The sequence below is a fragment of the Streptomyces sp. 4N124 genome, assembly GCF_052245395.1.
Classification (GTDB): Bacteria; Actinomycetota; Actinomycetes; order Streptomycetales; family Streptomycetaceae; genus Streptomyces.
Window position 1 is genome coordinate 1 of the sequence record NZ_JBQQBS010000036.1, and the last position, 24723, is coordinate 24723.

Here is a 24723-nt window from a genome sequence, read left to right on the forward strand (position 1 = left end):
CGTCCTTTCGGACGCCCGCCCCTTTCTCATTCGCAGGTGAGGGTGCGGGACTCGGGGAGGGCCCTGGTGATCCAGGCACGTTCCCGGGCCATGTCCTTCCTGCCGACGGCCCACATGTCGGGCGAGGCCGCGTTCCGCGGGAGGCCGATCAGGGCGTGGTCGCCCTTGTTGAGAATGTCCTCGTCCATCACGAAGACGACCTCGTCCTCACCCTTGGCGGGCTTGTAGGAGCGGGTGACGTCCAGGGTGACGCGCTCCTGTGCGGTGCCGGGGACCGGCGCCACGGCGGTGACCGTGCCCTCGACGACGAGGCGGGCGCAGGCGAGATAGCGGGCGCGGCTCTTCGACTGGCTCTCCGCCTTTCCCGAGCTGTCAGAGGCGCTGTCTTCTGCCACCGCGCCACTGCCGCTGTCGTCCATCCCCGACCCGGACTGCACGACAAGCCACCCCGCCCCCACGAACAGCGCGGCACCGCACGCCACCGCGAGCCCGCCCAGCGCGACCCTCAGCGTCCGGCGCCGCCGCAGCCGTACGGCTGGAGCGGGTTTCTCGGCCCTCTTCTTCGCCGGCTCGGCGGCCAGCGCGTCCCCGATGGCCCCCAACTGCTCGCGCAGCAGCGCCAGATCGGCGAGTGCCGACTCGTGCTCGGTCATGAAGGCGGCGTCCGCGCGGGCCTCGTCCGTCAGCGGCTCGTCGGTGAGCGCGGCCATCAGCGCGTCGGCGCCGTTGTGTTCGGCGGTCATGTCACACCACCTCGTCCTCGTGCAGGCGGGCGCGCAGTGCCCGTACCGCCGTGTGCAGCCTGCTCTTGACCGTGCCTTCCGGGATGCCGAGTTCGTCGGCTATCGAGCGGACGGGCAGATCGGCGTAGAAACGCAGGACGAGGACCTGGCGCTGGGAGTCGGGCAGCTCGTCCAGGCCCTGGGCGACGGCGAGGGAGAGCACGCTGGTGTCCTCGCCGGAGGGGTGCTCCAGCTGGCGCAGGGAGGCCAGGCGCTCGCCGAGCCGTTCCTGGCGCCGCTTGGCGCGGTGCCAGTCCATGGCGAGGTTGGAGGCGACCACGGCCGCCCATGCGGAGACGTCGCGCGGGGCCTCGTACCCCTTCGCCGCCCGCTCAAGGAGCCGCAGGCGGACCTGCTGCACCCCGTCCGGCAGGTCCGTCTGCGGCACGCCGCCCAGCGCGAGCACCGCCCGCACCCGGCGTTCCTGAGCCGCGTCCAGGGGATCGTCGTTCCCCTGGTCACGGCGGGCCTTTCTGCGCAGCACAAGCCACCCCCCTCACCGCGTTTCCTCTACGACGCCGCAGCGCGCGGAAACGTTCGGCGGATGCTCGGGAAATCTGGCCGAGGTGTACGTCACACTGCCCGGTGTCCCATTCCTCGGGCATGGAGCGCAAAGAATTGGACAGGCGGACCGGGGTCGGCCGCATGATGGAAAAGCCGCAGACACGTACGTACACGTAGAGGGAGTCGCCGTGAGGGTCGGAATCGTCGGAGCCACCGGGATGGTCGGCACGGTCATGCGCAGGATCCTCACGGAGCGCGCCTTCCCGGTCACCGAGCTGCGTCTGTTCGCCTCGGCCCGTTCCGCGGGGACGACCCTGGACGGCGTGACGGTGGAGGACGCGGCGACCGCCGACTACAGCGGCCTGGACATCGTGCTGTTCTCCGCGGGCGGCGCGACCTCCAGGGCGCTGGCCGAGAAGGTCGCCTCCCAGGGCGCGGTCGTGATCGACAACTCGTCGGCCTGGCGCAAGGACCCGGACGTACCCCTGGTGGTGTCCGAGGTGAACCCGCACGCGATCGCCGACCGCCCCAAGGGCATCATCGCCAACCCGAACTGCACGACGATGGCCGCGATGCCGGTCCTGAAGCCGCTGCACGCGGAGGCGGGCCTCGAAGCGCTGGTCGTCGCCACCTACCAGGCCGTGTCCGGCTCCGGTCTCGCGGGCGTGGCCGAGCTGCACGGGCAGGCGCAGAAGGTGGTCGCCGACGCCGACCAGCTCACCCACGACGGCAGCGCGGTCGACTTCCCGGAGCCCGGTGTCTACAAGCGCCCCATCGCCTTCAACGTGCTGCCCTTCGCCGGCAACCTCGTCGACGACGGTCTGAACGAGACCGACGAGGAGCAGAAGCTGCGCAACGAGTCCCGCAAGATCCTGGAGATCCCGGACCTCAAGGTCTCCGGCACCTGCGTGCGCGTCCCGGTCTTCTCCGGCCACTCCCTCCAGGTCAACGCCCGTTTCGCCCGCCCGATCAGCGCCGAACGCGCGACCGAGCTGCTGGCCGGCGCCCCCGGCGTGGTGCTCTCCGACATCCCGACCCCCCTCCAAGCCGCCGGCCAGGACCCGTCGTACGTCGGCCGCATCCGCACCGACGAGACCGTCGACAACGGCCTCGCCCTCTTCGTCTCCAGCGACAACCTCCGCAAGGGCGCGGCCCTGAACGCGGTACAGATCGCGGAGCTGGTGGCGGCGGAGCTGAGCGCGTAGCGCTGTGGACCTGCGCGAAAGGGCGCCCGCCGGTGAACCGGGGGCTCCCTTTCCGTGGTCAGAGCGCCAACTGCTGCCGCAGTGCCCTGTCGATGTCCTTCATCACCTGCGGCGGCACTGTGCCGATCCGGTGCCCGAACCGGGACAGGTCGAGGGCCCGGATCTGCTCACACTGTGCCTTGGAGTCGCGCTTCAGTCCGCAGTCCCCTGCGTGGAGTAGCACCTGGAAGGTCCGCACGTGCTCCGTGTTGGACGTCACGGGCACTACCGCCAGTACGCCACGACCCGCGCGGTCCGCCATACGGTTCGCCGCGTCGTTCGTCACCAGAACAGCCGGGCGTTTCTTGTTGGCCTCATGACCCACCACCGGCTCCAGGTCGACCAGGTAGATGTCACCACGCCTCATCGGAAAGTCCATCCCCCGCCGTCCGGTCCCACAGTGCAGCGTCCTCGCTCGCATACCACTCGTCCCAGGCTGCGAGGTACTCCTCCTCCAGGACTGACTCTCGCAACAGCTGGATGGCTGCGTGTATCACGGCGGACCGGGAATCCGCGGCTCTTTCAACCGCGTACTGATCGACGAAGCTGACATCCTCCTGCGGCAGGCTCACACTGATCTTCATACCCCCAAGATACCAGGGTATGACTACCTTGCCTACTTTTCGCACTACCCTGCGAGGGCTAACCCCTGCGTACCTCATAGAGGAAGCACCCGTACTCCACGGCCCGCACATGCACGAGCGCCACGGCCGGGTCGTCGAACGCCTTCCGGAAGGCCTCGTCGTCGACCGCGTCAACCAGCTCGCCGCCCAGGATGCGGCCCTCGGCCGAGTAGCGCCGGACGGTGCGGTGGGCGTTCGCGAAGGGGTGGCCGTCCGGGTCGGGGCCGGGGCACTCCTCGGCGTGGATGAAGACCGGGCCCTGCTCGTCGTACGCGCCGGGGTCCGCTCCCGTCTCCGCCGCCCAGCGGCGCAGCGGGGCGTACGAGACGAGGGCGATCAGCTCCCCGGGGGCGCTGCGGCGCAGACAGCAGCGGAGTGGGGCACCGCCCCCCTCGTCGGTCACGGGAACCATCTCGCGCCCCGCGTCGTCAGCAGAGCGCAGCTCTTTCAGGATCACGGGGGTGATGGGTCGTGCGGTGTACGTCGTCGTCATACGAACAGCGTCCTGCGCGTCCGGCCCGCTCACCGGCGGGAACCGGACATCGCGTTTCTCGCAGGTCCCGTGGAAGGATGACCGAACCGCCGAAGCCACCCATATCGAGGAGATGACCGCGTGCCTGGCACCAACCTGACTCGCGAAGAGGCGCAGCAGCGAGCCAAGCTGCTCACCGTTGACTCGTACGAGATCGATCTCGACCTCTCCGGCGCGCAAGAGGGCGGTACCTACCGGTCCGTGACCACGGTGCGCTTCGACGTCGCCGAAACCGGCGCGGAGTCCTTCATCGACCTGGTCGCCCCGGCCGTCCACGAGATCACGCTCAACGGGGATCCGCTGGATGCCGACGAGCTGTTCAAGGACTCCCGGATCGCCCTGCCGGGGCTGCTGGAAGGCCGCAACATCCTCCGTGTCGTCGCCGACTGCGCGTACACCAACACCGGAGAGGGCCTGCACCGCTTCGTCGACCCGGTCGACAACCAGGCCTATCTCTACACCCAGTTCGAGGTGCCGGACGCCCGCCGGGTCTTCGCCTCCTTCGAGCAGCCGGACCTGAAGGCCACCTTCCAGTTCACCGTGAAGGCGCCGACCGGCTGGACTGTCGTCTCCAACTCGCCGACGCCGGAGCCCAAGGACGACACCTGGGTCTTCGAGCCGACGCCGCGGATCTCGACGTACATCACGGCACTCATCGTCGGGCCGTACCACTCCGTGCACAGCGTGTACGAGAAGAACGGGCAGTCCGTCCCGCTCGGCATCTACTGCCGCCCCTCGCTCGCCGAGTTCCTCGACTCGGACGCGATCTTCGAGGTGACCCGGCAGGGCTTCGACTGGTTCCAGGAGAAGTTCGACTACGCGTACCCGTTCAAGAAGTACGACCAGCTGTTCGTGCCGGAGTTCAACGCGGGCGCGATGGAGAACGCGGGCGCGGTGACGATCCGCGACCAGTACGTGTTCCGGTCGAAGGTGACCGACGCCGCGTACGAGGTGCGGGCGGAGACGATCCTGCACGAGCTGGCCCACATGTGGTTCGGCGACCTGGTCACCATGGAGTGGTGGAACGACCTGTGGCTGAACGAGTCGTTCGCCACGTACACCTCCATCGCCTGCCAGGCGTACTCCCCCGAGTCGCGCTGGCCGCACTCCTGGACCACCTTCGCCAACTCCATGAAGACGTGGGCGTACCGCCAGGACCAGCTGCCCTCGACGCACCCGATCATGGCCGAGATCCGCGACCTCGACGACGTGCTCGTCAACTTCGACGGCATCACGTACGCGAAGGGCGCGAGCGTCCTCAAGCAGCTCGTCGCGTACGTCGGCATGGACGAGTTCTTCCGGGGCGTGCAGGCGTACTTCAAGGCGCACGCGTACGGCAACACGCGCCTCTCCGACCTGCTCGGCGCGCTGGAGGAGACCTCCGGGCGGGACCTGAAGACCTGGTCGAAGCTGTGGCTGGAGACGGCCGGCATCAACATCCTGCGCCCGGAGATCGAGACGGACGACAGCGGCGTCATCACCTCCTTCGCCATCCGCCAGGAGGCCCCGGCGCTCCCGGCGGGCGCCAAGGGCGAGCCGACGCTGCGGCCGCACCGCATCGCGGTCGGCCTGTACGCCCTCGATGAGGACAGCGGCAAGCTGATCCGTGACGAGCGCGTCGAGCTGGACGTCGACGGCGAGCTGACGGCCGTGCCGCAGCTGGTGGGCAAGCGCCGTCCGGACGTGATCCTGCTCAACGACGACGACCTGTCGTACGCGAAGGTCCGGCTGGACGAGCAGTCGCTGGCCTTCGTCACGGAGCACCTCGGCGACTTCGAGGCGTCGCTGCCGCGCGCCCTGTGCTGGGCGTCGGCGTGGGACATGACGCGGGACGCGGAACTCGCCACCCGCGACTACCTCTCCCTCGTGCTGTCCGGCATCGGCAAGGAGTCCGACATCGGTGTCGTGCAGTCGCTGCAGCGCCAGGTGAAGCTGGCGATCGACCTGTACGCCGACCCGGCCGCCCGCGAGGCCCTGCTCACCCGCTGGACCGACGCCACGCTGGCCCATCTGCGGTCGGCGGAGCCGGGCGGCGACCACCAGCTGGCGTGGGCGCGGGCGTTCGCGGCGACGGCTCGTACGCCGGAGCAGCTGGACCTGCTGGAGGCGCTGCTGGACGGTTCGCAGACGATCGAGGGCCTGGCCGTCGACACCGAGCTGCGCTGGGCGTTCGTCCAGCGGCTCGCCGCCGTCGGCCGGTTCGACGAGGCGGAGATCGCCGGCGAGTACGAGCGGGACAAGACGGCGGCGGGCGAGCGGCACGCGGCCACCGCCCGCGCGTCCCGGCCCACCCCGGAGGCGAAGGCGGAGGCCTGGGCGTCGGTCATCGGCTCCGACAAGCTGCCCAACGCCGTCCAGGAAGCCGTCATCTCGGGCTTCGTCCAGACCGACCAGCGCGAGCTGCTGGCGTCGTACGCCGACACGTTCTTCGAGGTCGTCAAGGACATCTGGGAGTCCCGCTCCCACGAGATCGCCCAGCAGATCGCCGTCGGCCTCTACCCGACCCTCCAGGTCTCCCCGGAGACCCTGGCCAAGACCGACACCTGGCTGACCTCCGCCGAGCCGAACGCGTCCCTGCGCCGACTGATCTCGGAGTCACGCGCGGGCGTGGAACGCGCCCTGAAGGCCCAGGCGGCGGACGCCGTGCAGTAGTCCGTCGTACGACACTTCTCGGTACGTCGACGAGGGCGCCCGGCATGATGCCGGGCGCCCTCCGTCAGTAGTCGACGCGGTCGGACTTGGCCAGCCAGGCGTCGAACGGCGCCGTACGGTTCGGCAGGTCCAGCTGCTCGACCGAGGTCGGCCACATCGACTTGGGCTTCTTCTCGAACAGGTCGTAGAACTTGCGGTCGTCGAAGCCGGCCACCGCGGCGTCGTGCCGGTCGGCGGCATGGACGATCCGGTCGACGCGCGCCCACAGCGCGGAGGACAGGCACATCGGACATGGCTCGCACGACGTGATCAGGACGCAGCCGTCGAGCGAGAAGGTGTCCAGCGCCTTGCAGGCGGCGCGCATCGCGCTCACCTCGGCGTGCGCCGTCGGGTCCAGGGTCGAGGTGACCTGGTTGTTGCCGATCGCGACGACCTCGCCGTCCTTGGCGACCAGCGCGCCGAAGGGGCCGCCGCCGTTGGCGACGCTGTTGGTGGCCAGGCTGATCGCCTGTTCCATCCAGCCGCGCTCGGACTCGTGGACGCTCGTTTCCTGGGTGTGCGTGGTCATGGTCGTTCCTCTTTTCGGAGACGGTTCGTCAGGGCTGTGCGCCGCAGATGTGCTTCGGGGCGACCGGCGTGTGGGTGAGGTTCAACCCCGTCGCATTGCGGATGGCGTTGACGACCGCGGGGGTGGCGGAGATGGTGGGCGGTTCGCCGACACCCCGCACGCCGTACGGCGCGTTCGGGTCGGCCCTCTCGATCACATCCACCGCCATCGGGGGTGTGTCCAGGATGGTCGGGATCAGATAGTCGGTGAACGACGGGTTGCGGATCTTGCCGTCCTTGACCTGGATCTCCTCCATCACGGCGAGGCCGAGCCCCTGCGCGGAACCGCCCTGGATCTGTCCGACGACGGCGTCCGGGTTGATCGCCCTGCCGACGTCCTGCGCACAGTCCAGCTGTACGACCTTGACCAGACCCAGCTCGGTGTCCACGTCCACCACCGCCCGGTGCGCGGCGTAGGCGTGCTGGACGTGCACCCGCCGGCTCTGTCCCGTCTCCGGGTCCATCGCGTAGGTCTGGAGGTGGTGGTACTCCCTGGTCTCCTCGATCACGTCGTCGCCGAGCACCTCGACCAGATCGGCGACGAAACCGGTGGCGTGGGACACGACCTTGCCGCCGGAGATCGACAGATCGGCGGGGTTCTGGCCGAAGCGCTGGGCGACCCGGTCGAAGAGGGCCGCGCGGACGGCTTCGCACGCGTTCCGGACGGCACCGCCGGTGATGTAGGTCTGCCGGGAGGCCGAACTCGAGCCCGCGTCACCGACGTTGGTGTCGGTCGGGTGGATGTTCACCCGCTCCACGCCGAGTTCGCTGCGGGCGATCTGCTGCTGCACGGTGACCAGGCCCTGCCCGACCTCGGCCGCCGCGGTGTGCACCATCGCCACCGGTTCACCGCCGATGGCCTGCAGCCGCACCCGCGCCGTGGAGTAGTCGTCGACGCCTTCCGCGTAGGAGACGTTCTTGATGATCACGCTGTAGCCGACGCCCCGGACCACGCCTTCGCCGTGCGTGGTGTTGGACAGCCCGCCCGGCAGGCTGCGGACGTCCGCCGGTCCGGTCGGGTGCTGAGGCGGCAGCGGAAGCCGCTTGAGCCGTTCCAGCAGTTCGGCGACCGGCGCGGGGGAATCCAGCACCTGCCCGGTGTGCAGGGTCGAGCCCTCTTCGACGGCGTTGAGCTGCCGCAGCCGTACCGGGTCCATGTCCAGCGCCTTGGCGAGCTTGTCCATCTGGGACTCGTAGGCGTACGCCGGCTGCACCGCGCCGAGGCCGCGCATCGCACCGCAGGGCGGGTTGTTCGTGTAGAGGCCCCAGCCCTCGATCCGGACGTTCGGCACCACGTACGGCCCGGTGCCCAGCGAGGTGGCGTTGCTGACCACGACCGGCGTCTTGGAGGCGTACGCGCCGCCGTCGAAGTACATCCGCGCCTTGATGTAGACGAGCTTGCCGTCCTTGGTCGCGCCGTGCTCGTAGTACATCTTGGCCGGGTGCCGGTGCACATGGCCGTAGAAGGACTCCTGCCGGTTGTAGACCATCTTCACCGGCTTGCCGGTGTGCAGCGCCAGCAGACAGCAGTGGATCTGCATGGACAGGTCCTCGCGGCCACCGAAGGCACCGCCGACACCGGACATGGTGAAGCGCACCTTCTCGACCGGGAGCCCGAGCGCCCGCGCCGTCTGCTTCTGGTCCACGTGCAGCCACTGGGTCGCGATGAAGAGGTCGACCCCGCCGTCCTCGTCCGGTATGGCCAGACCGGACTCCGGCCCGAGGAACGCCTGGTCCTGCATACCCAGGGTGTACACGTCGGAGACCACGACGTCGGCCTCTGCCTCCGGATCGCCCTTGATGATCGGCTGGTAGCGCACCACGTTGCCGTCGGGGTGCAGCTTGGGCAGCGTGTCGTCGTGTGCGGCCCGCTCCGGGTCGGTGATCGGTTCGAGTACGTCGTAGTCGACGACGATCTTCGCCAGTGCGCGGCGTGCCGTCTCCGGGTGGTCGGCGGCTACGAGGGCGATGGGCTCGCCCTCGTAGCGCACGATGTCCTCGGCGAGCACCGGTGTGTCGGAGACCTTCAGGCCGTAGATGTTCTCGCCGGGTATGTCCTTGTGGGTGAGCACCGCGTACACGCCGGGGTGCTTGAGCGCGGGCGAGATGTCGATCGAGTTGATCCGCGCATAGGGGTGTGGGCTGCGCAGCGTGGCGCCCCAGAGCATGTCCTCCGCCCACAGGTCCGAGGAGTAGGCGTACTCCCCGCTCACCTTGAGCGTTCCGTCCGGTCGGAGCGGGCTGTCGCCGATCCCGCCGGTGATGGCCTCTTTGAGGTCCTGCGGGGTGCGGGCGGGGGAAGTCTGGCCGGCCATCAGGAAGCATCCGCCTTTGTCACGGGATTCTCTTTCGTTCGGAAAGTCAGTGATCCACGTCGATCTCAACCACCTGTTGAGGAGTAGACAGCCAACCGAACGGAGGCAGCCAGGAGTGGAAGGCATGAAAGCGACCGCAGGCAGGGAGCGGCTTTTCGTAGCTTTCTACGAGCGCCGGTCAGGCCCGCGGCCTTGGGAAACTCCCAGAACTCCGGCCCCGCGATCAGCCGGCCGCAGCACTCCGCAGGGCATCGAGCACCCGGCCGACCGCCGGTGCGTCCTCCGCGCCCTTCCGCACCGCCGCCACCACATGCCGCACCGGCCGATCGCCCGCCAGCTCCCGCATCACCACGCCCTCGCGCCGCGCCCCCACCATCCGCGGCACCAGAGCCACGCCCATCCCCGCCTCCACCATCGCCAGGATCGCGGTCCACCCGGCCGCCGAATGCCCCTGATACGGACTGAACCCGGCCGCCTCACACGCCCCCCGCGTGATGTCGGACCAGGGCCCGCTGCCTCCGAAGATCCACGGCTCGGCGGCGAGTTCGGCCAGCCGCAGCCCCTCGGCGGAGGCGAGCGGATGGTCGTGCGGGAGGGCGAGGTCCAGCGGATCGGCGAGCAACGGCACCCGGGTGAAGCGCGGATCCACCTCGCTCGGCGCCTGGGCCGCCAAGGACAGCGCCAGATCCACGTCCCCGGCGGCCAGCAGCTCGTACGCCTGCTCCGCCTCGGCCTCCCGCACCCGCACGCCGACCCCGGGATGTGTGGCCCGCAGCGCCTTCACGGCCGGTACGACCAGGGCGGGCACCGCGGTCGAGAAGGCACCGACCCGCACCTCGCCGACCTCGCCGTGCGCGTAGGCCGCCAACTCGGCGTCCGCACGCTCCAGTTGCTCGAACACCACCTCGGCATGGCGCAGCACCAGCCGTGCCGCGTCCGTGAGCCGCACCCGCCGCCCCTGCGCCTCCAGCAGCGGAACCCCGAGCTGCTTGGCCAGATTAGTCATCTGCTGGGAGACGGCCGACGGGGTCATCCGCAGCGCCTCGGCGGTCGCCGTGACGGTGCCCTGTTCCCGCAGCGTCCGCAGGATCTGCAGCTTCCGGATGTCCCACTCGGCCATGGCGGCAACCTATCCGGCGCCGATCCGCGAACCGGCGCCCAGCACGACCCCGCCCAGGATCAGCGCCATGCACAGCAGCTGCGCCGGGCCGGTCGTCTCGCCGAGCAGCGCCCAGGACAGCAGGGCCACACAGACCGGCTGGAGGTAGTAGACGACGCCGGCGCGGGTCGGGCCGACGAGCGCGATCGCCGTGTTCCAGGCGAAGAAGGCGAGGGCGGAGGAGGCGATACCGACGTAGAGCAGCGGCAGCACGGTTCCGGTCGTCGGTGTGAAGCCGCCCTGTACGGCGAGGCTCACGGTCTGGGCGGGCAGCAGCAGGGCGGTCCCGATGAGGAACGTGGTGAACAGGAAGGCGGTGCCGCCGAGTTCGGCCGGCCTGCGCCGCAGCAGTGCGCTGTACCCGCCGAAGCAGCAGGCCGCGGCGACCATCCAGAGGTCGCCCGCCGCGAAGCCGGCTCCGCCGCCCACGAGCAGCAGCACGCCCGTGCAGGCGATGAGCAGCCCGGCCACCCGGCGGGCGCCGAGCCGTACGCCGCTCGCCCGCTCGTACACCGCCATCAGCACCGGCGCCGCGGCCATGATCATGCCCATGTTGGCGGCGGGCGTGGACAGTCCGGCCTGGTTGACAAGCGTGTTGTAGACGGTGACGCCGAGGAGGGAGGCGAGGAGCACATAACCGAAGTGGCGCCGGATCAGCTGCCGTTGCCGCCAGGCCTGCCGGGCGCCGAACGGTGCGACGGCCACCAGTGCCACCACCCAGCGCCAGAAGGCGTGCTGGATTGGCGGCACGCTGTCGCCCAAGGCACGAGACGTGACGAAGCTGCCGGACCAGACGAGGGTGGCCAGGGCGGCGAGGGCGATCCCCAGGATGGGGGCCGCCCTCGATGTCGTAGGGGAAGAAGTGGTGATCCGGTCGGCTACGACGGCCACGGAGGTCCTTTCGCTGGTCGGTGATCGCGGTGGATCCACCGTCGCAGCGCGGGAACTGTCACGTCCATCGAATCTTTTCGAGCATTCCTTTCAGCAGAACTGAATGATCGCTAGGGCTTTCCCTATGAATCGATCACGCTCTTGTCGCGACGCTCCCCAGGCGCTTCACTTGGCCCACCTCCCACAGGAGAACACCCACTCCCACCTGCCGAAGGGGTAGTTCTTTTGTCAGCCATACGCGTTACCGCCACCGCCGTCACCGCGGCGGCCTGTGCGGCCGTGCTCGCCACCGCGCCGCCGGCCTCGGCCATCAACTCCTACAACGCGACGCCCGCCCCCGAGCGCACCGAGGTCGGCGCGCTCGTCGCCACATGGGACAACGACGGCAACCCCGCGACGCCGGACCGGGTCGACTGGGTCTGCTCCGGCACCATGATCGACGCCGACACCTTCCTGACGGCCGCGCACTGCACCACCGACTGGCCGGACAACGTGAAGTTCTATGTGTCGCTGGACCAGGACGTGCAGTCCGGCCTGGACACCGCCGCGAAGAAGTACCCGGGCGACCCGGCCGCCCAGGCGACCGCCGTCGCGGTCCAGGGCACGGCCCACAGCCACCCCGACTTCCCCGGGCCGGCCTCCGACACCCACGACATCTCGGTGATCGAGCTCTCCGCCGCGAAGATGAAGTCCCGCTGGTCCTTCACTCCCGCGGTCCTACCGACCGCCGGTCAACTCGGCGCGCTCGGCCCGCGGGGCCTCAACTCCACCGACTGGTTCGTCGCCGGATACGGCACTCAGGAAGCCGTCAACGGCCCCGGCGGCCAGACCCACCCCGGCGGCGGCGTCCGTATGAAAGCACCCGTCACCTTCGACGCGCTCAACAACTCCTGGGTGCGCCTGGCGATGACCGCCCCGCAGGGCAACGGCGGTGCCTGTTACGGCGACTCCGGCGGCCCCAACTTCGCGGTGATCGGCGGGAAGAACGTCCTGGCCGCCACCACCATCACCGGCGACACCCCGTGCTACGCGACCAATGTGACGTACCGCCTGGACACTCCGGGCGCCCGCGCGTTCCTGTCGCCGTTCGTCACGCTTCCCTAGGGCTGCCGACGGAGGGGCCGAGAAGAGTGATCCGCTCTCCTCGGCCCCTCCGCCCATTCGCCCTCACCCCAGGTGCGCGGCGAGCGCGGCCTCGATCGCGGCCGGTTCGGCGGAGTCCGCCGCCCAGGCCACGTATCCGTCGGGGCGCACGAGCAGGGTCGTACGGCGGTCTCCCGCCCAGTGCTCGACAGCCAGCCGGTCCTCGCGGGCGCCCCTCTCGCCGTACCCCTCGGGTGTGATCAGCACGAAGCGGCCGCCGCGCAGGGCCTCGTAGAGCCGGCCGCTCTTGAGGGCGACGTCGGGGACCCGGGTGCCGGTGAGGCGGTGGGAGCCGCGGGGGGCGGGGTACTTGTAGCCGAGGCCGGAGATCTGGGCCAGGGCCTTGCGCTGGGCGGGGCGGGCCACGTTGACGAAGGCCGAGACGAGCGTGCGCACGGCACGCAGTACGGGGCTCTGCGCGCGGGCCAGCCGGACCAGCCCGCCGCTGCTGCGCAGGACCGCCTTGCCGACGGGGTGGCGTTCGGCCTGGTAGGTGTCGAGGAGGCCCGCGGGCGCCCAGCCCTGGACGGCCGCGACGAGCTTCCAGCCGAGGTTGGCCGCGTCCTGAAGGCCGGTGTTCATGCCCTGCCCGCCGGCCGGTGAGTGGATGTGCGCGGCGTCCCCGGCGAGGAAGACCCGGCCGACGCGGTACTCGGGGGCCTGGCGCTCGTCGCTGTGGAAACGGGACAGCCAGCGCGCGTCATGCATGCCGTAGTCGGTGCCCAGGGCGCGGCGGGTGACCTCCTTGATCTCGTCGAGGTCGAGCGGGGCGTCGTCGGCCGCCTCGTTGCGGCGGTTCCAGCCCATGACGCGGTACCAGCCGTCGCCGAAGGACGCGATCATCGCGAAGGCGTCGCCCGCGCCGTTGACGGTGAGTACGCCCTCGGGCCGCTGCGCGAGCCTGACGTCCGCCAGGAGCAGGGACTTGATGACGGAGACGCCGGGGAAGGGCAGGCCGATCGCCTGGCGTACGGCGCTGTGGTGGCCGTCCGCGCCGACGACGTAGGCCGCGCGGTGCGTGACGACTTCGCCGTCGGAGCCTCGTACGTCGAGGTCGACGCCGTCTTCGTCCTGCCGCAGCCCGACGACCTCGTTCTCGTACACGAACTCCACCCCGGCCTCGCGCGCCCGCCGCTCCAGCAGCCGCTCGACCTCGTACTGCGGGGTGATCAGCAGGAACGGGAAGCGGGACGGCAGCGTGCTCAGGTCGAGTGAAAGGCGGCGGAAGAGGCGCAGGCCGGTGATGGTGTCGCCGGTGGCGAGCAGTGGGTCGGCGAGGCCGCGGGCGTCGAGCTGCTCCAGGGTGCGGGCGTGCACGCCGAAGGCGCGGGAGAGGTTGCTGATCTTGTGGGGGCGCTTTTCGAGGAGGGTGACGGGGACGCCGGCGGTGGCGAGGTCACCGGCGAGGAGCAGGCCGGTGGGGCCGGAGCCGACGACGATGACGGAGGGGGTGGTGCCGTTTCCGGTGCCCGTGCCGATGCTTGTGCCGGTGCCGTTCATGGTGGCCTCCCTGAATGCCAACGTTCGTTTGCCAACAGCTGTTGACCAACGCTCGTTGGCAAACATAGAGCCACCACCCTGGACGTGTCAACACGTGTTGGCCTACGCTTGTTGGCATGACCGACAGCAAGCCCCCCGCACCCTCCCGCCGCTCCGACGCCACCCGCACCGCGATCCTCGCCGCCGCCCGCGAGCGCTTCGCGACCGACGGATACGAGCGGGCCACCATCCGCGCCATCGCCAAGGACGCGAACATCGATCCGTCGATGGTGATGCGCTACTTCGGCAACAAAGAAGGCCTGTTCGCGGCGGCGGTCTCCGTCGATCTGCGGCTGCCGGAGTTCGCCGCGCTGCCCCGGCAGATCGTCGGCGAGACCCTCGTGACGCACTTCCTCACCATGTGGGAGGAGAACGAGGAACTCACCGCCCTGCTGCGGGTGGGCGCCACCAATCAGGCCGGCGCCGAGCGGATGCAGGGCATCTTCCGGGACCAGGTCCTGCCGGTCGCCCGGTACGCCTGTCCCGACCCCGAGCAGATCCCGGCGCGGGCCGGGCTGGTGGCGACACAGATGCTCGGGCTGGCGCTGACCCGCTACGTCCTGAAGTTCCCGCCGACTGTGGCGCTCAGCCGCGAGGAGATCGTGGCGTGGCTGGGACCGACGGTGCAGCGGTATCTGACGGCACCGAGCCCGTGACACCCCAGCCCGTGACACCCCGGGCCCCGGAAACGCGCCGACGGAACGCGAAAAGGCGCCGACCTCGCCCACGTACGGCTGCTGCGCGTACGTACGGCGGGGTCGGCGCCCCTCGGTTCAGGTGTCGGCCTCGGCTCGGACGCCCCTCGAATCAGGCGCCGGCCTCGGAGACTCAGACCTTCGCTTCCGCCTCGGTCCCGGTCTTCCGCTTGGCCACGGCCTTGGACTTCGGCTGACGGTCCGTGGACCGGTCGAGGACCATCACCAGGCCGGCGATGACCACGAAGAGGGCGAGCGGGGCCAGGACGAACAGGCCCAGCGTCTCGATGACGCTCAGGCCCGTGCCGGGGTCGTCGCCGTCGTCGCGGGTGAGCGCGAGCGCGGGGGACGACATGAGCAGCATCATCAGCGTCGTACCGGCAGCCAGGGCGCCGGCGCGCAGGGCGTTCTTCTTGTCCACGGGGCCAAAGTATCCAACGCCGGGTGGAGACGCGCGTCCGGGGTGCCGTAAGAGGCGGACCACGCACCACCGCACCGCGCACCACCCACGCTCACGCCTGCCGCCCACCGGACGCCCGTACCACCTCCACCAGCGCATGCAGCCGCGCCGACCCGGCCAGCTCCTCCAGCGTCATCGGCCTGCCCTCGGCGTCGGCCACCGGAAGCCGCCAGTTCGGGTACTGGTCCCACGTACCCGGCAGATTCTGCGGACGGCGGTCGCCGACCCCGTCCGGCAGCCAGATGCCGATCATGCGGGCCGGGGTGCGGAGCAGATAGCGGTGGACGGCCTGGACCTCGGCCTCCTCGGCGGACGTGCCGAGGCCTCCACTGGTCCCCTGCAGCAGACCCAGCCGGGCGAGCAGCGTCAGCCACTCCCCCGTGTCGGCGGCGGCCTCCGCCCGCTCCTCGTCGACGGGGCGCGTCAACAGACCGAGGCGGTCGCGGAGTTCGACGTGGTCGCCGGTGAGGCGGGCGGCGGTCGGGGGCAGGTCGTGGGTGGTGGCGGTGGCGAGGCAGTCGGCGCGCCACCGGTCGGGGGGCAGGGGGCGGCCGTCGCCCTCCCAGTCCCGTTCGAACCACAGGACCGATGTGCCGAGCACCCCGCGCTCACGCAGCGTCTCGCGGACCCCGGGCTCCACGGTGCCCAGGTCCTCGCCGATCACCACGGCCCCGGCGCGGGACGCCTCCAGGACCAGGATCGCCAGCATGGCCTCGGCGTCGTAACGGACGTAGGTGCCCTCCGTCGGCGGCAGCCCTTCCGGCACCCACCAGAGCCGGAACAGGCCCATGACGTGGTCGATGCGCAGGGCGCCGGCGTAGCGGAACAGGGCCTTCAGCAGCATCCGGAAGGGGGCGTAGCCCGACTCGGCCAGCCGGTCCGGCCGCCAGGGCGGCAGCCCCCAGTCCTGGCCGCGGGCGTTGAAGGCGTCCGGCGGTGCGCCGGCCGACATCCCGGCCGCGAAGTACCGCTGCTGCGCCCAGGCGTCCGCGCCCTCCGGGTGCACCCCGACCGCCAGATCGTGCACGATCCCGACCGGCATGCCCGCCTCACGCGCGGCACGCTGCGCGGCGGTGAGCTGGGCGTCGGTGAGCCAGGCGAGACGGCAGTGGAAGTCGACGCGGTCCATCAACTCGCGCCGGGCGCGGGCGGTTTCCGCCGAGCGGGGGTCACGCAGGCCCGTAGGCCAGCCGCGCCAGTCCGGGCCGTGCACCTCGGCCAGCGCGTACCAGGTGGCGTGGTCCTCCAGTGCCGCGCCCTGCTCGGCGAGGAAGTCGACGTACGCGGCCCGGCGGCCCGGCCCGAGCGGCACCTCCCGCACCAGCTCCAGCGCCTCCCGCTTCAGCCCCCACACCGCGTCCCGGTCGATCAACTCCCCTTTCTCCAGCACCGATTCCCGAAGCCGCGCCGCCCGCTCCAGCAGCCCCCGCACCCGCTCCCGCCCGTCGGCGTACGCGAACTCGGGGATGTCCTCGACCCGCAGATGCACCGGGTCGGGGAAGCGACGCGAGGAGGGCCGGTAGGGGGATGGATCGGTGGGCGTGCCGGGCACGGCCGCATGCAGCGGGTTGACCTGCACGAATCCGGCGCCGAGCGCCCGCCCGGCCCAGGCCGCCAGCTCGGCGAGATCTCCGAGGTCACCCATGCCCCAGGAGCGCCGGGAGAGCAGGGAGTAGAGCTGGACGAGGAGGCCGTACGAGCGTCCGGGAGGCGTGGGCAGCCGGGGCGGGGCGACGACCAGGTGGACGCGGGCGGTGCGGCCGTCGGGGGCGGTCGCGGTCAACCGGTGGACTCCCGGCGGGAGTTGCTCGGCGGCGGCGCGGGTCTCGCCCTGCTCGGTCTCGATCCGCAGCCGGGTGCCCGCCGGGAGGGCGGCGAGCGCGGCGGGCGCACTGCCGCTCCAGCACACCACCGTCGGCGGCAGCAGCCGTTCGCTCAGCTCCCGTTCCCGGGCGGCGAGCGCGGCGCGGACGGAACCGGGGGTGCTCGCGTCGACTCCGAGCGCGGCCAGCGCCCGGGTGAGCGCGGCGGTCGACGCGGTGACGGTGCGGTCGGGCGACGGGCTGTAGGACGTGGCGACGCCGTGCAGCTCGGCGAGCCGGGAGAGGTCCTCGTCGGGGGCCGCGGCCGACCGGGGTGCTGTCATCTACGGCTCCGCGCGGGAAGGGTCCGAAGTGTCCGGATGGACATCTACCACTCCGGGCGGAAGGTGTCCGAGTAGGCGTCGAGCTCGCCGGCCGGCGTGTCCGGGTAGGCGTCGGACTCGCTGGTCAGCGGGGCGGCGTCGGCGAGCGGCGGCTCGCTGGTGAGGGGTTCCGCGTCCGGCAGCGGGGGTTCGCTGGTCAGCGGGGCCTCGGCGCAGGCGCCCTCCGCGCTGAAGACGCACAGATGCAGATCGGGTGCGGCGGACGGCTCCGCCTCCTGTTTGGAGAGGGCCGAGAGCAGAAGGTGTGCCGATGCGGCCACGGGGGCCTCCTTGTCGAGTACGGCGGGTAAGGCTTCGTACGGGTTACCGCAGCCCTACCCAGCGGACGCGAGACCAGACGTCCACGGCCCGACGACGTGCGCCTCGTCACACACCGCCCGTGCGAGCGCAGAACTTGTACCCGCGAATTCGTAGATCACTATTCACTCAGTACATGTAGCGAGTGCATACTGATCCCCATGAGCACCCGCCACATCCTCCTGGGGCTGCTCGCGACGGGACCGAGCCACGGCTACGACCTCAAGCGACGCCACGACGAACGCTTCCCACAGGCCCGTCCGCTCGCCTACGGGCAGGTCTATACGACCCTCCAGCGCCTGGTCCGCGACGGCCTCGCCGAGATCGACGGCACCGACTCGGACGGCGGCCCGGAGCGCACGACGTACCGCTCGACGGACGACGGTGCGCGTGAACTCGCCGAGTGGGCGGGCGAGATCACCCCGCCCGCACCCTTCGTGACGAACGAGATCTTCGCCAAGGTCGTCGTCGCGATCCTGTCCGGCGGCGACCCGGAGGCCTATCTGCGCGCCCAACGCGCCGCGCACATGGAGCGGATGCGTGAGCTCACGGCGGTCAAGACCGCACCGGGCGCCGATCTCGCGACCGTTCTCTCCGCCGACTACGCCCTCAACCACCTTGACGCCGACCTCCGTTGGATGACCACGACGGCGGCCCGGCTCACCACCCTGACCGCGGAGGTCGACACAGCATGAGCAACCCAGTGCCGCTCCTGACGGCCCATGACCTGGCGAAGGCGCACGGCAGCACGCCGGCGCTGCGCGGCGCCTCGGTCGCGTTGCACGCCGGCGAGATCCTCGCCGTGACCGGCGCCAGCGGCAGCGGGAAGTCGACGCTGCTGCACTGTCTGGCGGGGCTGGTCCGCCCTGACGAGGGCGTGGTGACGTACGACGGACAGCGGCTGGACACGCTCTCCGAGAAGCGGCTGAGCGAGCTGCGCCGTACCGACTTCGGCGTGGTCTTCCAGTTCGGGCAGCTCATCCCGGAGCTGACCGCGCTCGACAATGTCGCCCTGCCGCTGATGCTGGCCGGAACCGCCCGGGGGGACGCCCAGGAGCGGGCCGGCGAGTGGCTGGAGCGGTTCGGGGTGCGCGGGCAGGAGGGACTTCGGCCCGGCGAGATGAGCGGTGGGCAGGCACAGCGGGCGGCGCTGGCCCGGGCCCTGGTCACCGGCCCGAAGGTCGTCTTCGCGGACGAGCCGACCGGCGCACTGGACTCCCTGGCGAGCGAGCAGGTGATGACCGCCCTGACCCACACGGCCCGCGACTCGGGCACGGCCGTCCTGCTGATCACCCACGACGCACAGACAGCGGCATACGCGGACCGCGAGGTACGCCTGAGCGACGGAACCGTGAGCCCGCTGGAGGTGACGGCATGACGGCCGACCTGGGGACCACCCCGACACACGCGGACCCGCCGGGTGCGGCTGAGCGTCGGGGCTGTGACGCCACTGCAGGCGACCGCATGACGGCCCACCTGCGGACCATCCGCCGGGTACGCCCGAGCGGCGTGACTGTGACCGCGCTGGAGGTGACCGCGTGAACGCCGATCTGCGGCTGGCCTGGCTGCTGACCCGGGGCTCGAATCGGCGGGAGTGGTGGCGGGCGGGGCTGACGGTGGTGGGGGCGGGGCTGGCCACCGGGTTCGGGCTGGCGGCCGTGGCGATCGCGTCGATCGAGGGGCAGTACTCCGTGTCGTTCGGCAACGGGCTGCTGAATCAGCCCGGCGAGCGGACGGGCGTGGTCTTCGCGCTGGTGCTCCTGCTGATCCCCGTGCTCGGGTTCCTCGGGCAGTGCGCCCGGGTCGGTGCCGTGCACCGCGACCGGCGGCTGGCCGCGCTGCGGCTCGCGGGGGCCGCGCCGGGGCAGGTGCGGCGGATCGCCGCGCTGGAGGCCGGGCTGGCTTGTCTCGTGGGGTCGGTGATCGCCGTACTCGCCGCCGTGGTGGTCGTACTCCGGGAGTGGGAGGAGCCGCCGGGCATCGCCTGGGCCGGGTTCGTGCTGGTCGCCGTCGCAGTGCCGGTGCTGGGTGCGCTGGTGAGCGCGCTGGCGCTGCGCCGGGTGATCACCTCGCCGCTGGGGTGGGTGCGGCGGGTGCGGACAGCGCGACGGCCGGGGCCCGTGCTCGCCGTGGTGGTGCCGACGTTCGCCGTCCTGGTGCTGCTGACCGCCCTCACGCCGTACCGGGACAATCCGCTCATCGGGTTCGCGATGATTCCGCTGACGGTTGTCGCCGCGGTGGTGCTGGTCGGGGTGGTCTCGGTGTGGCTCTCGGGGTTCACGGCCCGGCTGACCGGCCGGCACCTCGCCGCCCGCACCGAAAGCCCGGCCGTGCTGATCGCGGCGGAGCGGCTGAGCGACGACCCGTGGGCGGCGGCCCGTACGCATGCGGCCGTGCTGCTGGTGACGGTCGTGGGCACGGGCTTCGTGGGTGTCCGGCAAGGGCTGCTCGCCCAGCTGCACAGCATGAAGTACCCGGCCGAGGACATGTCCTTCTACGAGACGGGCCTCAACCTCACGGCCGCCGCGATCCTCGTCGCCCTCGCGATCACGCTGTGCGCGCTCGCCGTCGGCACCGCCGAGTCACTGGCCACCCGGCGCCGGGGCCTGGCCGCACAGACCGCCGCCGGGGTGCCGCGGACGGTGCTCGGCCGGGCACTGCTCCTGGAGACGGCGCTGCCGCTCGCGCCCGCGCTGCTCCTGGCGGGGTTCGGCGGACTGGCGATCGGTGTCGGATACGCCGGGATCGTCGGTGACGTGCTCGCCCCGTCCTCCGTCGCGGCCCTGCTGGTCCCGCTCGCGGTGTATGCGACCTGCCTGCTGGCGGCGGCCACCTCACTGCCCCTGCTGCGCCGCTCGGCACACCCCGGGGAGCTGCGCTACACGTGACGCTTCCGGTCCCGGGGGCACGGGGGACCCTCGGGACCGGCGGAAGGCGTGCCGCATGCCCGGCCGTGCGAGAAGCGGGCCGGGGCAATGCGAAAGCCCGGATCGTCAGGCGGAAATAGCGCCGTCGATCCGGGCCAGGGCGTCGTCCGCGCCGAACGGCTGCAAGTACGGCAGCCAGCGCGGATCCCTATGGCCGGTCCCGATGATGCGCCAGGCCAGGCCGGAGGGCGGAGCGGGTTTGTGGCGCAGCCGCCAGCCGATCTCGAAGAGATGCCGGTCGGCCTTCACATGGTTGCAGCGACGGCAGGACGCCACCACGTTGTCCCAGACGTGCTTGCCCCCGCGACTTCGCGGGACGACGTGGTCGACGCTGGTTGCGACGCCACCGCAGTACATGCACCGGCCCCCGTCGCGCGCGAAGAGCGCCCGCCGGGTAAGAGGAACGGGCCCCCGATAGGGAACCCGGACGAATCGCTTGAGCCGGACCACGCTTGGTGCGGGGACTGTGACAGTTGCGCTGTGCATAAAGGCGCCGGACTCCTCGAGGCATACGGCCTTGTTCTCGAGGACGAGGACGAGCGCGCGGCGGAGCGGTACGACGCCGAGCGGCTCGTACGACGCGTTCAGGACCAGGACATGCGGCACGGATGCCTCCTTGTGCGTCGGCGGCGCGTGGCTCGCGCCGGGACGATCTGTAGTCAGTCTCCCCTCATGCCTGGTGGAAGCGCCACCATGTCCCGGTAACGGGCTGGGAGTGTTTTCGACCACATCTTGAATCATCCCCAGGATCACGGGCGGTTCATCCCACCAGTTCATCCCCGGCGGAGCGCCTCTCCTCCCTCGAACACCGCAACGATCCACACACAATGCCCCGATAGTGTGGTGTGCCTGCCCGTCCGGTGACCTTCTTGTGATCTTTACTGCCTGCCGGCGGGCGGACCGCTGCACCTGGAGGTACCTGCCGTGTCCCTGTCCGCCGTCCTCTTGGCCGCCGGTTCGTCGCCGTCGCCGTCTCCCTCACAGACGACGCCCCCGGCGGTCCCTTCGCTCCAGGACGCCCAGGAGAGCGCGACCAACGCCGCCGGCTGGGTCGAGCAGAACTGGTCCACCTGGCTCGCGATCGGCCTCAGAGTCCTGCTGATCCTGGTGATCGCGGCGGTGCTGAGAGTGGCGGTGCGCCGGGCGATCACCAAGCTGATCGAGCGCATGAACCGCACGGCCCAGGCGGTCGACGGCACGGCGCTGGGCGGTCTGCTGGTCAATGTGGAGCGCCGCCGCCAGCGCTCGCAGGCGATCGGCTCGGTGCTCCGCTCGGTGGCCAGCTTCCTGATCATGGGCACCGCGGCCCTGATGGTCCTCTCCACCTTCGAGATCAATCTCGCCCCGCTGCTGGCCTCCGCCGGTGTCGCGGGCGTCGCGATCGGTTTCGGCGCCCGCAACCTCGTCACGGACTTCCTCTCCGGCGTCTTCATGATCCTCGAGGACCAGTACGGCGTCGGCGACACCGTCGACGCGGGCGTCGCCTCCGGCGAGGTCATCGAGGTCGGCCTGCGCGTCACCAAGCTGCGCGGCGACAACGGCGAGATCTGGTACGTCCGCAACGGCGAGGTCAAGCGCATCGGCAACCTGTCCCAGGGCTGGGCCACGGCCGGCATCGACGTCACGGTCCGGCCGTCGGAGGACCTGGACCGGGTCAAGGCCGTCCTCACCCAGGTCGGCGAGGAGATGAGCAAGGAAGACCCCTGGAACGAGATGCTCTGGGGCCCGGTCGAGATCCTGGGCCTGGACAGCGTCCTGCTGGACTCCATGGTCGTCCGCGTCTCCGCCAAGACCATGCCCGGCAAGGCCCTCGGCGTCGAACGCGAACTCCGCTGGCGCATCAAGCGCGCCTTCGACGCCGAGGGCATCCGCATCGTCGGCGGCCTCCCGCTCCAGCCGGACGGCGAGTCGCCCGCCGACCCGACCGCGGGCATGTCGGCCCCGTCGGTCTTCTCGAACACGTCGTCACCGCAGGCCTCGGCGGCCTCACCGCTCACTCCGCCGAGCACGACGAAGTAGTCGTCGCGGGACTACTCCGGTGCCGCGGCCGACTGGGTCTGGGGGTTGGACACCAGTTCCCACAGGTGGCCGTCGGTGTCGGTGAAGTAGCCCATGTAGGACCCGTCATAGGTGCCCGCGCTCTTGGGGACCGACCCGCCCGCCGCCGCGGCTCGGGCGAGGATGTCGTCGACCTCCGCCTTGCTGCCGATGGCACAGGAGATGACGCACGCGCCCGCCACGGCGGTGTCGGGAGTGGCAACGCCGGCACGGTCGGTGTACGTCGCGTACTCCTCGCGCTCGATCAGGAAGAGCGACAGGTTCGGCAGCTCGAAGAGGACGGCGCCTTCGTCGACGGCTGCCGCGGACAGCCCCAGTCCGTCCCGGTAGAAGCGCAGGGCCGCGTCGAGGTCGGCGACCGGAAGCGAGAGGACTACGGTTTTCGGCTTCATGGTTTCTCCTGACTTGGCCGGGTTCGCCAGGGACTAGTCGTCGCTGGAGCTGGAGCCCGATTTCCCGCTCCCGCTGCTTGCGCGCCCCACAAAGCGCACAACCGAGGCCATCCCCAGCGTCACGGCGGCCACCCCACGCACCCAGCGCGGGCCGCCCCGCTGCGCCCAGACGACGCAGACACAGCCGCCGAGGACGAGCACAAGGACGACGGACAAGACGAGTACGGCCATGCGCCGCCCCTCCTTCTGTTGCGGTCGCGTTCTGTTGTGATCACGCCATCCTGGCAGGAGCGGTTGCACCGATCTCTCTTGACGCCCCCTTCGCGCCGGGCTTACCTTCCTGAGCACCGCGATAGGAAACTTTCCTAACAGTGATCGGACGGGGCTCCGTCGAGCGCCCTCGATGGACTTCCCTCCCCCGTCACTGAAAAGCTGGGCGGCTGAAAGGCAGGTGTCGACTCACATGGCAGGAACCGCCGGTACGCCGGGCACCCCGCGCGTCCTGCGCGCCATGAACGACCGTGCCGCGCTGGACCTCCTGCTGGCCCACGGCCCCCTGTCCCGCACGAAGATCGGCAAGCTCACCGGTCTCTCCAAGCCGACCGCCTCCCAGCTCCTGGCCCGCCTGGAGGCCGCCGGGCTCGTCCTCGTCACCGGCACCAGCGAGGGCCGCCCGGGCCCCAACGCCCAGCTGTACGCGGTCAACCCGACCGCCGCGTACGCCGCGGGACTCGACGTCACCCCCGAACGCATCCACGCCGCCGTCGCCGACATCACCGGCCGCACGGTCGGCGAGTACGAGCTTCCGACCCCGGGCAGGCGGCCCAAGGGACCCGTCGTCCAGCAGGTCACCGACGCCCTCGACGGCGCCGTCAAGGCGGCCGGGCTCGCCCGCGCCGACCTCCACCGGCTCGTCATCGGCACCCCCGGCGCCTTCGACCCCGGCACCGGCCGACTCCGCTACGCCTCCCACCTCCCGGGCTGGCACTCCCCCACGCTCCTCGACGAACTCGCCGCAGCGCTACCGATGCCGGTCGAGTACGAGAACGACGTCAACCTCGTCGCCGTCGCCGAGCAGCGACTGGGGGCGGCCCGGGGGCACGAGGACTTCGTGCTGCTGTGGAACGAAGGGGGCCTGGGTGCCGCCCTCGTCCTCGGCGGGCGGCTGCACCGCGGCTGGACCGGCGGTGCGGGAGAGGTAGGTTTCCTGCCGGTCCCCGGCGCACCGCTCGTCCGGCAGGTAACCAAAGCCAACAGTGGCGGCTACCAGGAGCTGGCCGGTTCACAGGCGATCCCGCACCTCGCGCGCGAGATCGGCATCTCCGACATCCCCTCGGGTCCGTACGCCGAAGTCGCCGCCGCTCTCGTCGCGCGGGCCGCCGCGGAGGACACCGTCCTGCACCGGCTGCTCCTCGAGACCTACGCGACCCGGCTCGCCACGGGTCTCGCCTCCCTCGTCTCCGTCCTCGACCCCGAACTCGTCGTCCTCAGCGGCGCCGCACTCGCCTCCGGCGGCGAGGTGCTGCGCGCCCTCGTCCAGGCCGAGCTGGAGGAGCTGGCCGCGGCCCGGCCCCGGCTCGTCGTGGGCGACGTCCATGAACACCCCGTGCTGCGCGGCGCGTTGGAGAGCGCGCTGGCAGCCACCCGCGACGAGGTCTTCGACACCTCCCGCTGACCCCGTAGTCACACACCTTCCTT

General features: G+C 71.0%; 26 protein-coding genes. 10 read left to right on the forward strand and 16 right to left on the reverse strand.

All coding sequences use genetic code 11. The features are described 5' to 3' along the window. Window positions 1-26: 26 nt before the first annotated feature. Window positions 27-743: a hypothetical protein gene (locus ACTWQO_RS30385; RefSeq protein ID WP_443240565.1), complete on the reverse strand. Its 717-nt coding sequence runs from the start codon at window positions 741-743 to the stop codon at window positions 27-29. A gap of 1 nt (window position 744) precedes the next feature. Next, window positions 745-1266 (reverse strand): sigma-70 family RNA polymerase sigma factor, encoded by a 522-nt coding sequence (locus ACTWQO_RS30390; RefSeq protein WP_443240566.1) that lies wholly within the window; start codon window positions 1264-1266, stop codon window positions 745-747. Between the two features lie 208 nt (window positions 1267-1474). Between ACTWQO_RS30390 and ACTWQO_RS30395 the strand changes: the two genes are divergently transcribed. Continuing rightward, window positions 1475-2491, forward strand: a complete 1017-nt coding sequence (locus tag ACTWQO_RS30395) for an aspartate-semialdehyde dehydrogenase (protein WP_443240567.1) — start codon at window positions 1475-1477, stop codon at window positions 2489-2491. Window positions 2492-2549: 58 nt separating this feature from the next. On the opposite strand, the gene ACTWQO_RS30400 is transcribed toward ACTWQO_RS30395, so the two are convergent. From ACTWQO_RS30400 to ACTWQO_RS30410, 3 genes are read right to left on the reverse strand one after another with little or no spacing between them, the layout of a single operon-like run. Continuing rightward, window positions 2550-2897: a type II toxin-antitoxin system PemK/MazF family toxin gene (locus ACTWQO_RS30400; protein WP_443240568.1), complete on the reverse strand. Its 348-nt coding sequence runs from the start codon at window positions 2895-2897 to the stop codon at window positions 2550-2552. After that, window positions 2884-3114, reverse strand: coding sequence for a ribbon-helix-helix domain-containing protein (locus tag ACTWQO_RS30405; protein WP_443240569.1), 231 nt, complete (start codon window positions 3112-3114; stop codon window positions 2884-2886). Before ACTWQO_RS30405 ends, ACTWQO_RS30400 begins: the two co-directional genes overlap by 14 nt. 58 nt (window positions 3115-3172) lie before the next feature. Beyond that, entirely contained in the window at window positions 3173-3646 is a 474-nt protein-coding gene (locus ACTWQO_RS30410; protein WP_443240570.1) for a DUF1203 domain-containing protein, read from the reverse strand. A gap of 120 nt (window positions 3647-3766) precedes the next feature. Between ACTWQO_RS30410 and pepN the strand changes: the two genes are divergently transcribed. Then, window positions 3767-6337, forward strand: coding sequence for an aminopeptidase N (pepN, locus tag ACTWQO_RS30415; RefSeq protein ID WP_443240571.1), 2571 nt, complete (start codon window positions 3767-3769; stop codon window positions 6335-6337). A 64-nt stretch (window positions 6338-6401) separates the two neighbouring features. On the opposite strand, the gene ACTWQO_RS30420 is transcribed toward pepN, so the two are convergent. The 4 genes from ACTWQO_RS30420 to ACTWQO_RS30435 all read right to left on the reverse strand — a co-directional run bounded on the left by ACTWQO_RS30420 (window position 6402) and on the right by ACTWQO_RS30435 (window position 11308). Then, window positions 6402-6905 (reverse strand): nucleoside deaminase, encoded by a 504-nt coding sequence (locus tag ACTWQO_RS30420; protein ID WP_443240572.1) that lies wholly within the window; start codon window positions 6903-6905, stop codon window positions 6402-6404. A 28-nt stretch (window positions 6906-6933) separates the two neighbouring features. Then, complete coding sequence (pucD, locus tag ACTWQO_RS30425) at window positions 6934-9258, reverse strand: xanthine dehydrogenase subunit D (RefSeq protein ID WP_443240573.1); 2325 nt, start codon at window positions 9256-9258, stop codon at window positions 6934-6936. 223 nt (window positions 9259-9481) lie between these two features. Next, a complete protein-coding gene (locus ACTWQO_RS30430; RefSeq protein ID WP_443240574.1) occupies window positions 9482-10378 on the reverse strand; it encodes a LysR substrate-binding domain-containing protein in 897 nt (298 codons plus the stop codon). A gap of 9 nt (window positions 10379-10387) precedes the next feature. Next, the gene (locus ACTWQO_RS30435; protein ID WP_443240575.1) at window positions 10388-11308 is read right to left on the reverse strand and encodes a DMT family transporter; all 921 of its coding nucleotides are present in this window, start codon (window positions 11306-11308) and stop codon (window positions 10388-10390) included. Between the two features lie 225 nt (window positions 11309-11533). Here ACTWQO_RS30435 and ACTWQO_RS30440 point away from each other — a divergent pair, with 225 nt between their 5' ends. Beyond that, entirely contained in the window at window positions 11534-12412 is an 879-nt protein-coding gene (locus ACTWQO_RS30440; protein WP_443240576.1) for a trypsin-like serine protease, read from the forward strand. 63 nt (window positions 12413-12475) lie between these two features. Here the strand turns inward: ACTWQO_RS30440 and ACTWQO_RS30445 are convergent, their stop codons facing one another. Continuing rightward, window positions 12476-13951: an FAD-dependent monooxygenase gene (locus ACTWQO_RS30445; RefSeq protein WP_443240577.1), complete on the reverse strand. Its 1476-nt coding sequence runs from the start codon at window positions 13949-13951 to the stop codon at window positions 12476-12478. A 116-nt stretch (window positions 13952-14067) separates the two neighbouring features. Between ACTWQO_RS30445 and ACTWQO_RS30450 the strand changes: the two genes are divergently transcribed. Then, window positions 14068-14646: a TetR/AcrR family transcriptional regulator gene (locus ACTWQO_RS30450; protein WP_443240578.1), complete on the forward strand. Its 579-nt coding sequence runs from the start codon at window positions 14068-14070 to the stop codon at window positions 14644-14646. A gap of 172 nt (window positions 14647-14818) precedes the next feature. Here the strand turns inward: ACTWQO_RS30450 and ACTWQO_RS30455 are convergent, their stop codons facing one another. The 3 genes from ACTWQO_RS30455 to ACTWQO_RS30465 form a co-directional block, all read right to left on the reverse strand. Beyond that, complete coding sequence (locus ACTWQO_RS30455; protein ID WP_443240579.1) at window positions 14819-15106, reverse strand: hypothetical protein; 288 nt, start codon at window positions 15104-15106, stop codon at window positions 14819-14821. A 91-nt stretch (window positions 15107-15197) separates the two neighbouring features. Then, entirely contained in the window at window positions 15198-17291 is a 2094-nt protein-coding gene (malQ, locus tag ACTWQO_RS30460) for a 4-alpha-glucanotransferase (RefSeq protein WP_443240580.1), read from the reverse strand. A 44-nt stretch (window positions 17292-17335) separates the two neighbouring features. After that, window positions 17336-17611 (reverse strand): hypothetical protein, encoded by a 276-nt coding sequence (locus ACTWQO_RS30465; RefSeq protein ID WP_443240581.1) that lies wholly within the window; start codon window positions 17609-17611, stop codon window positions 17336-17338. Window positions 17612-17809: 198 nt separating this feature from the next. Between ACTWQO_RS30465 and ACTWQO_RS30470 the strand changes: the two genes are divergently transcribed. From ACTWQO_RS30470 to ACTWQO_RS30485, 4 genes are read left to right on the forward strand one after another with little or no spacing between them, the layout of a single operon-like run. Further along, entirely contained in the window at window positions 17810-18343 is a 534-nt protein-coding gene (locus ACTWQO_RS30470) for a PadR family transcriptional regulator (RefSeq protein WP_443240582.1), read from the forward strand. Beyond that, window positions 18340-19026 (forward strand): ABC transporter ATP-binding protein, encoded by a 687-nt coding sequence (locus ACTWQO_RS30475; RefSeq protein WP_443240583.1) that lies wholly within the window; start codon window positions 18340-18342, stop codon window positions 19024-19026. Before ACTWQO_RS30470 ends, ACTWQO_RS30475 begins: the two co-directional genes overlap by 4 nt. After that, a complete protein-coding gene (locus tag ACTWQO_RS30480; protein ID WP_443240584.1) occupies window positions 19023-19190 on the forward strand; it encodes a hypothetical protein in 168 nt (55 codons plus the stop codon). Before ACTWQO_RS30475 ends, ACTWQO_RS30480 begins: the two co-directional genes overlap by 4 nt. Continuing rightward, entirely contained in the window at window positions 19187-20536 is a 1350-nt protein-coding gene (locus tag ACTWQO_RS30485; protein WP_443240585.1) for an FtsX-like permease family protein, read from the forward strand. Before ACTWQO_RS30480 ends, ACTWQO_RS30485 begins: the two co-directional genes overlap by 4 nt. Before the next feature lie 105 nt (window positions 20537-20641). Here ACTWQO_RS30485 and ACTWQO_RS30490 read toward each other — a convergent pair whose 3' ends face one another. Then, window positions 20642-21181: an HNH endonuclease gene (locus ACTWQO_RS30490; protein ID WP_443240586.1), complete on the reverse strand. Its 540-nt coding sequence runs from the start codon at window positions 21179-21181 to the stop codon at window positions 20642-20644. A gap of 318 nt (window positions 21182-21499) precedes the next feature. Between ACTWQO_RS30490 and ACTWQO_RS30495 the strand changes: the two genes are divergently transcribed. Continuing rightward, window positions 21500-22594: a mechanosensitive ion channel family protein gene (locus tag ACTWQO_RS30495; protein WP_443240587.1), complete on the forward strand. Its 1095-nt coding sequence runs from the start codon at window positions 21500-21502 to the stop codon at window positions 22592-22594. A gap of 11 nt (window positions 22595-22605) precedes the next feature. Here ACTWQO_RS30495 and ACTWQO_RS30500 read toward each other — a convergent pair whose 3' ends face one another. Next, window positions 22606-23025 carry a VOC family protein gene (locus tag ACTWQO_RS30500; protein WP_443240588.1) on the reverse strand — a complete coding sequence of 140 codons (420 nt, stop codon included), beginning with the start codon at window positions 23023-23025 and terminating at the stop codon, window positions 22606-22608. Between the two features lie 33 nt (window positions 23026-23058). Continuing rightward, a complete protein-coding gene (locus ACTWQO_RS30505) occupies window positions 23059-23256 on the reverse strand; it encodes a hypothetical protein (protein WP_443240589.1) in 198 nt (65 codons plus the stop codon). A gap of 232 nt (window positions 23257-23488) precedes the next feature. Between ACTWQO_RS30505 and ACTWQO_RS30510 the strand changes: the two genes are divergently transcribed. Next, window positions 23489-24700 (forward strand): ROK family transcriptional regulator, encoded by a 1212-nt coding sequence (locus tag ACTWQO_RS30510; protein ID WP_443240590.1) that lies wholly within the window; start codon window positions 23489-23491, stop codon window positions 24698-24700. Window positions 24701-24723 lie beyond the last annotated feature (23 nt).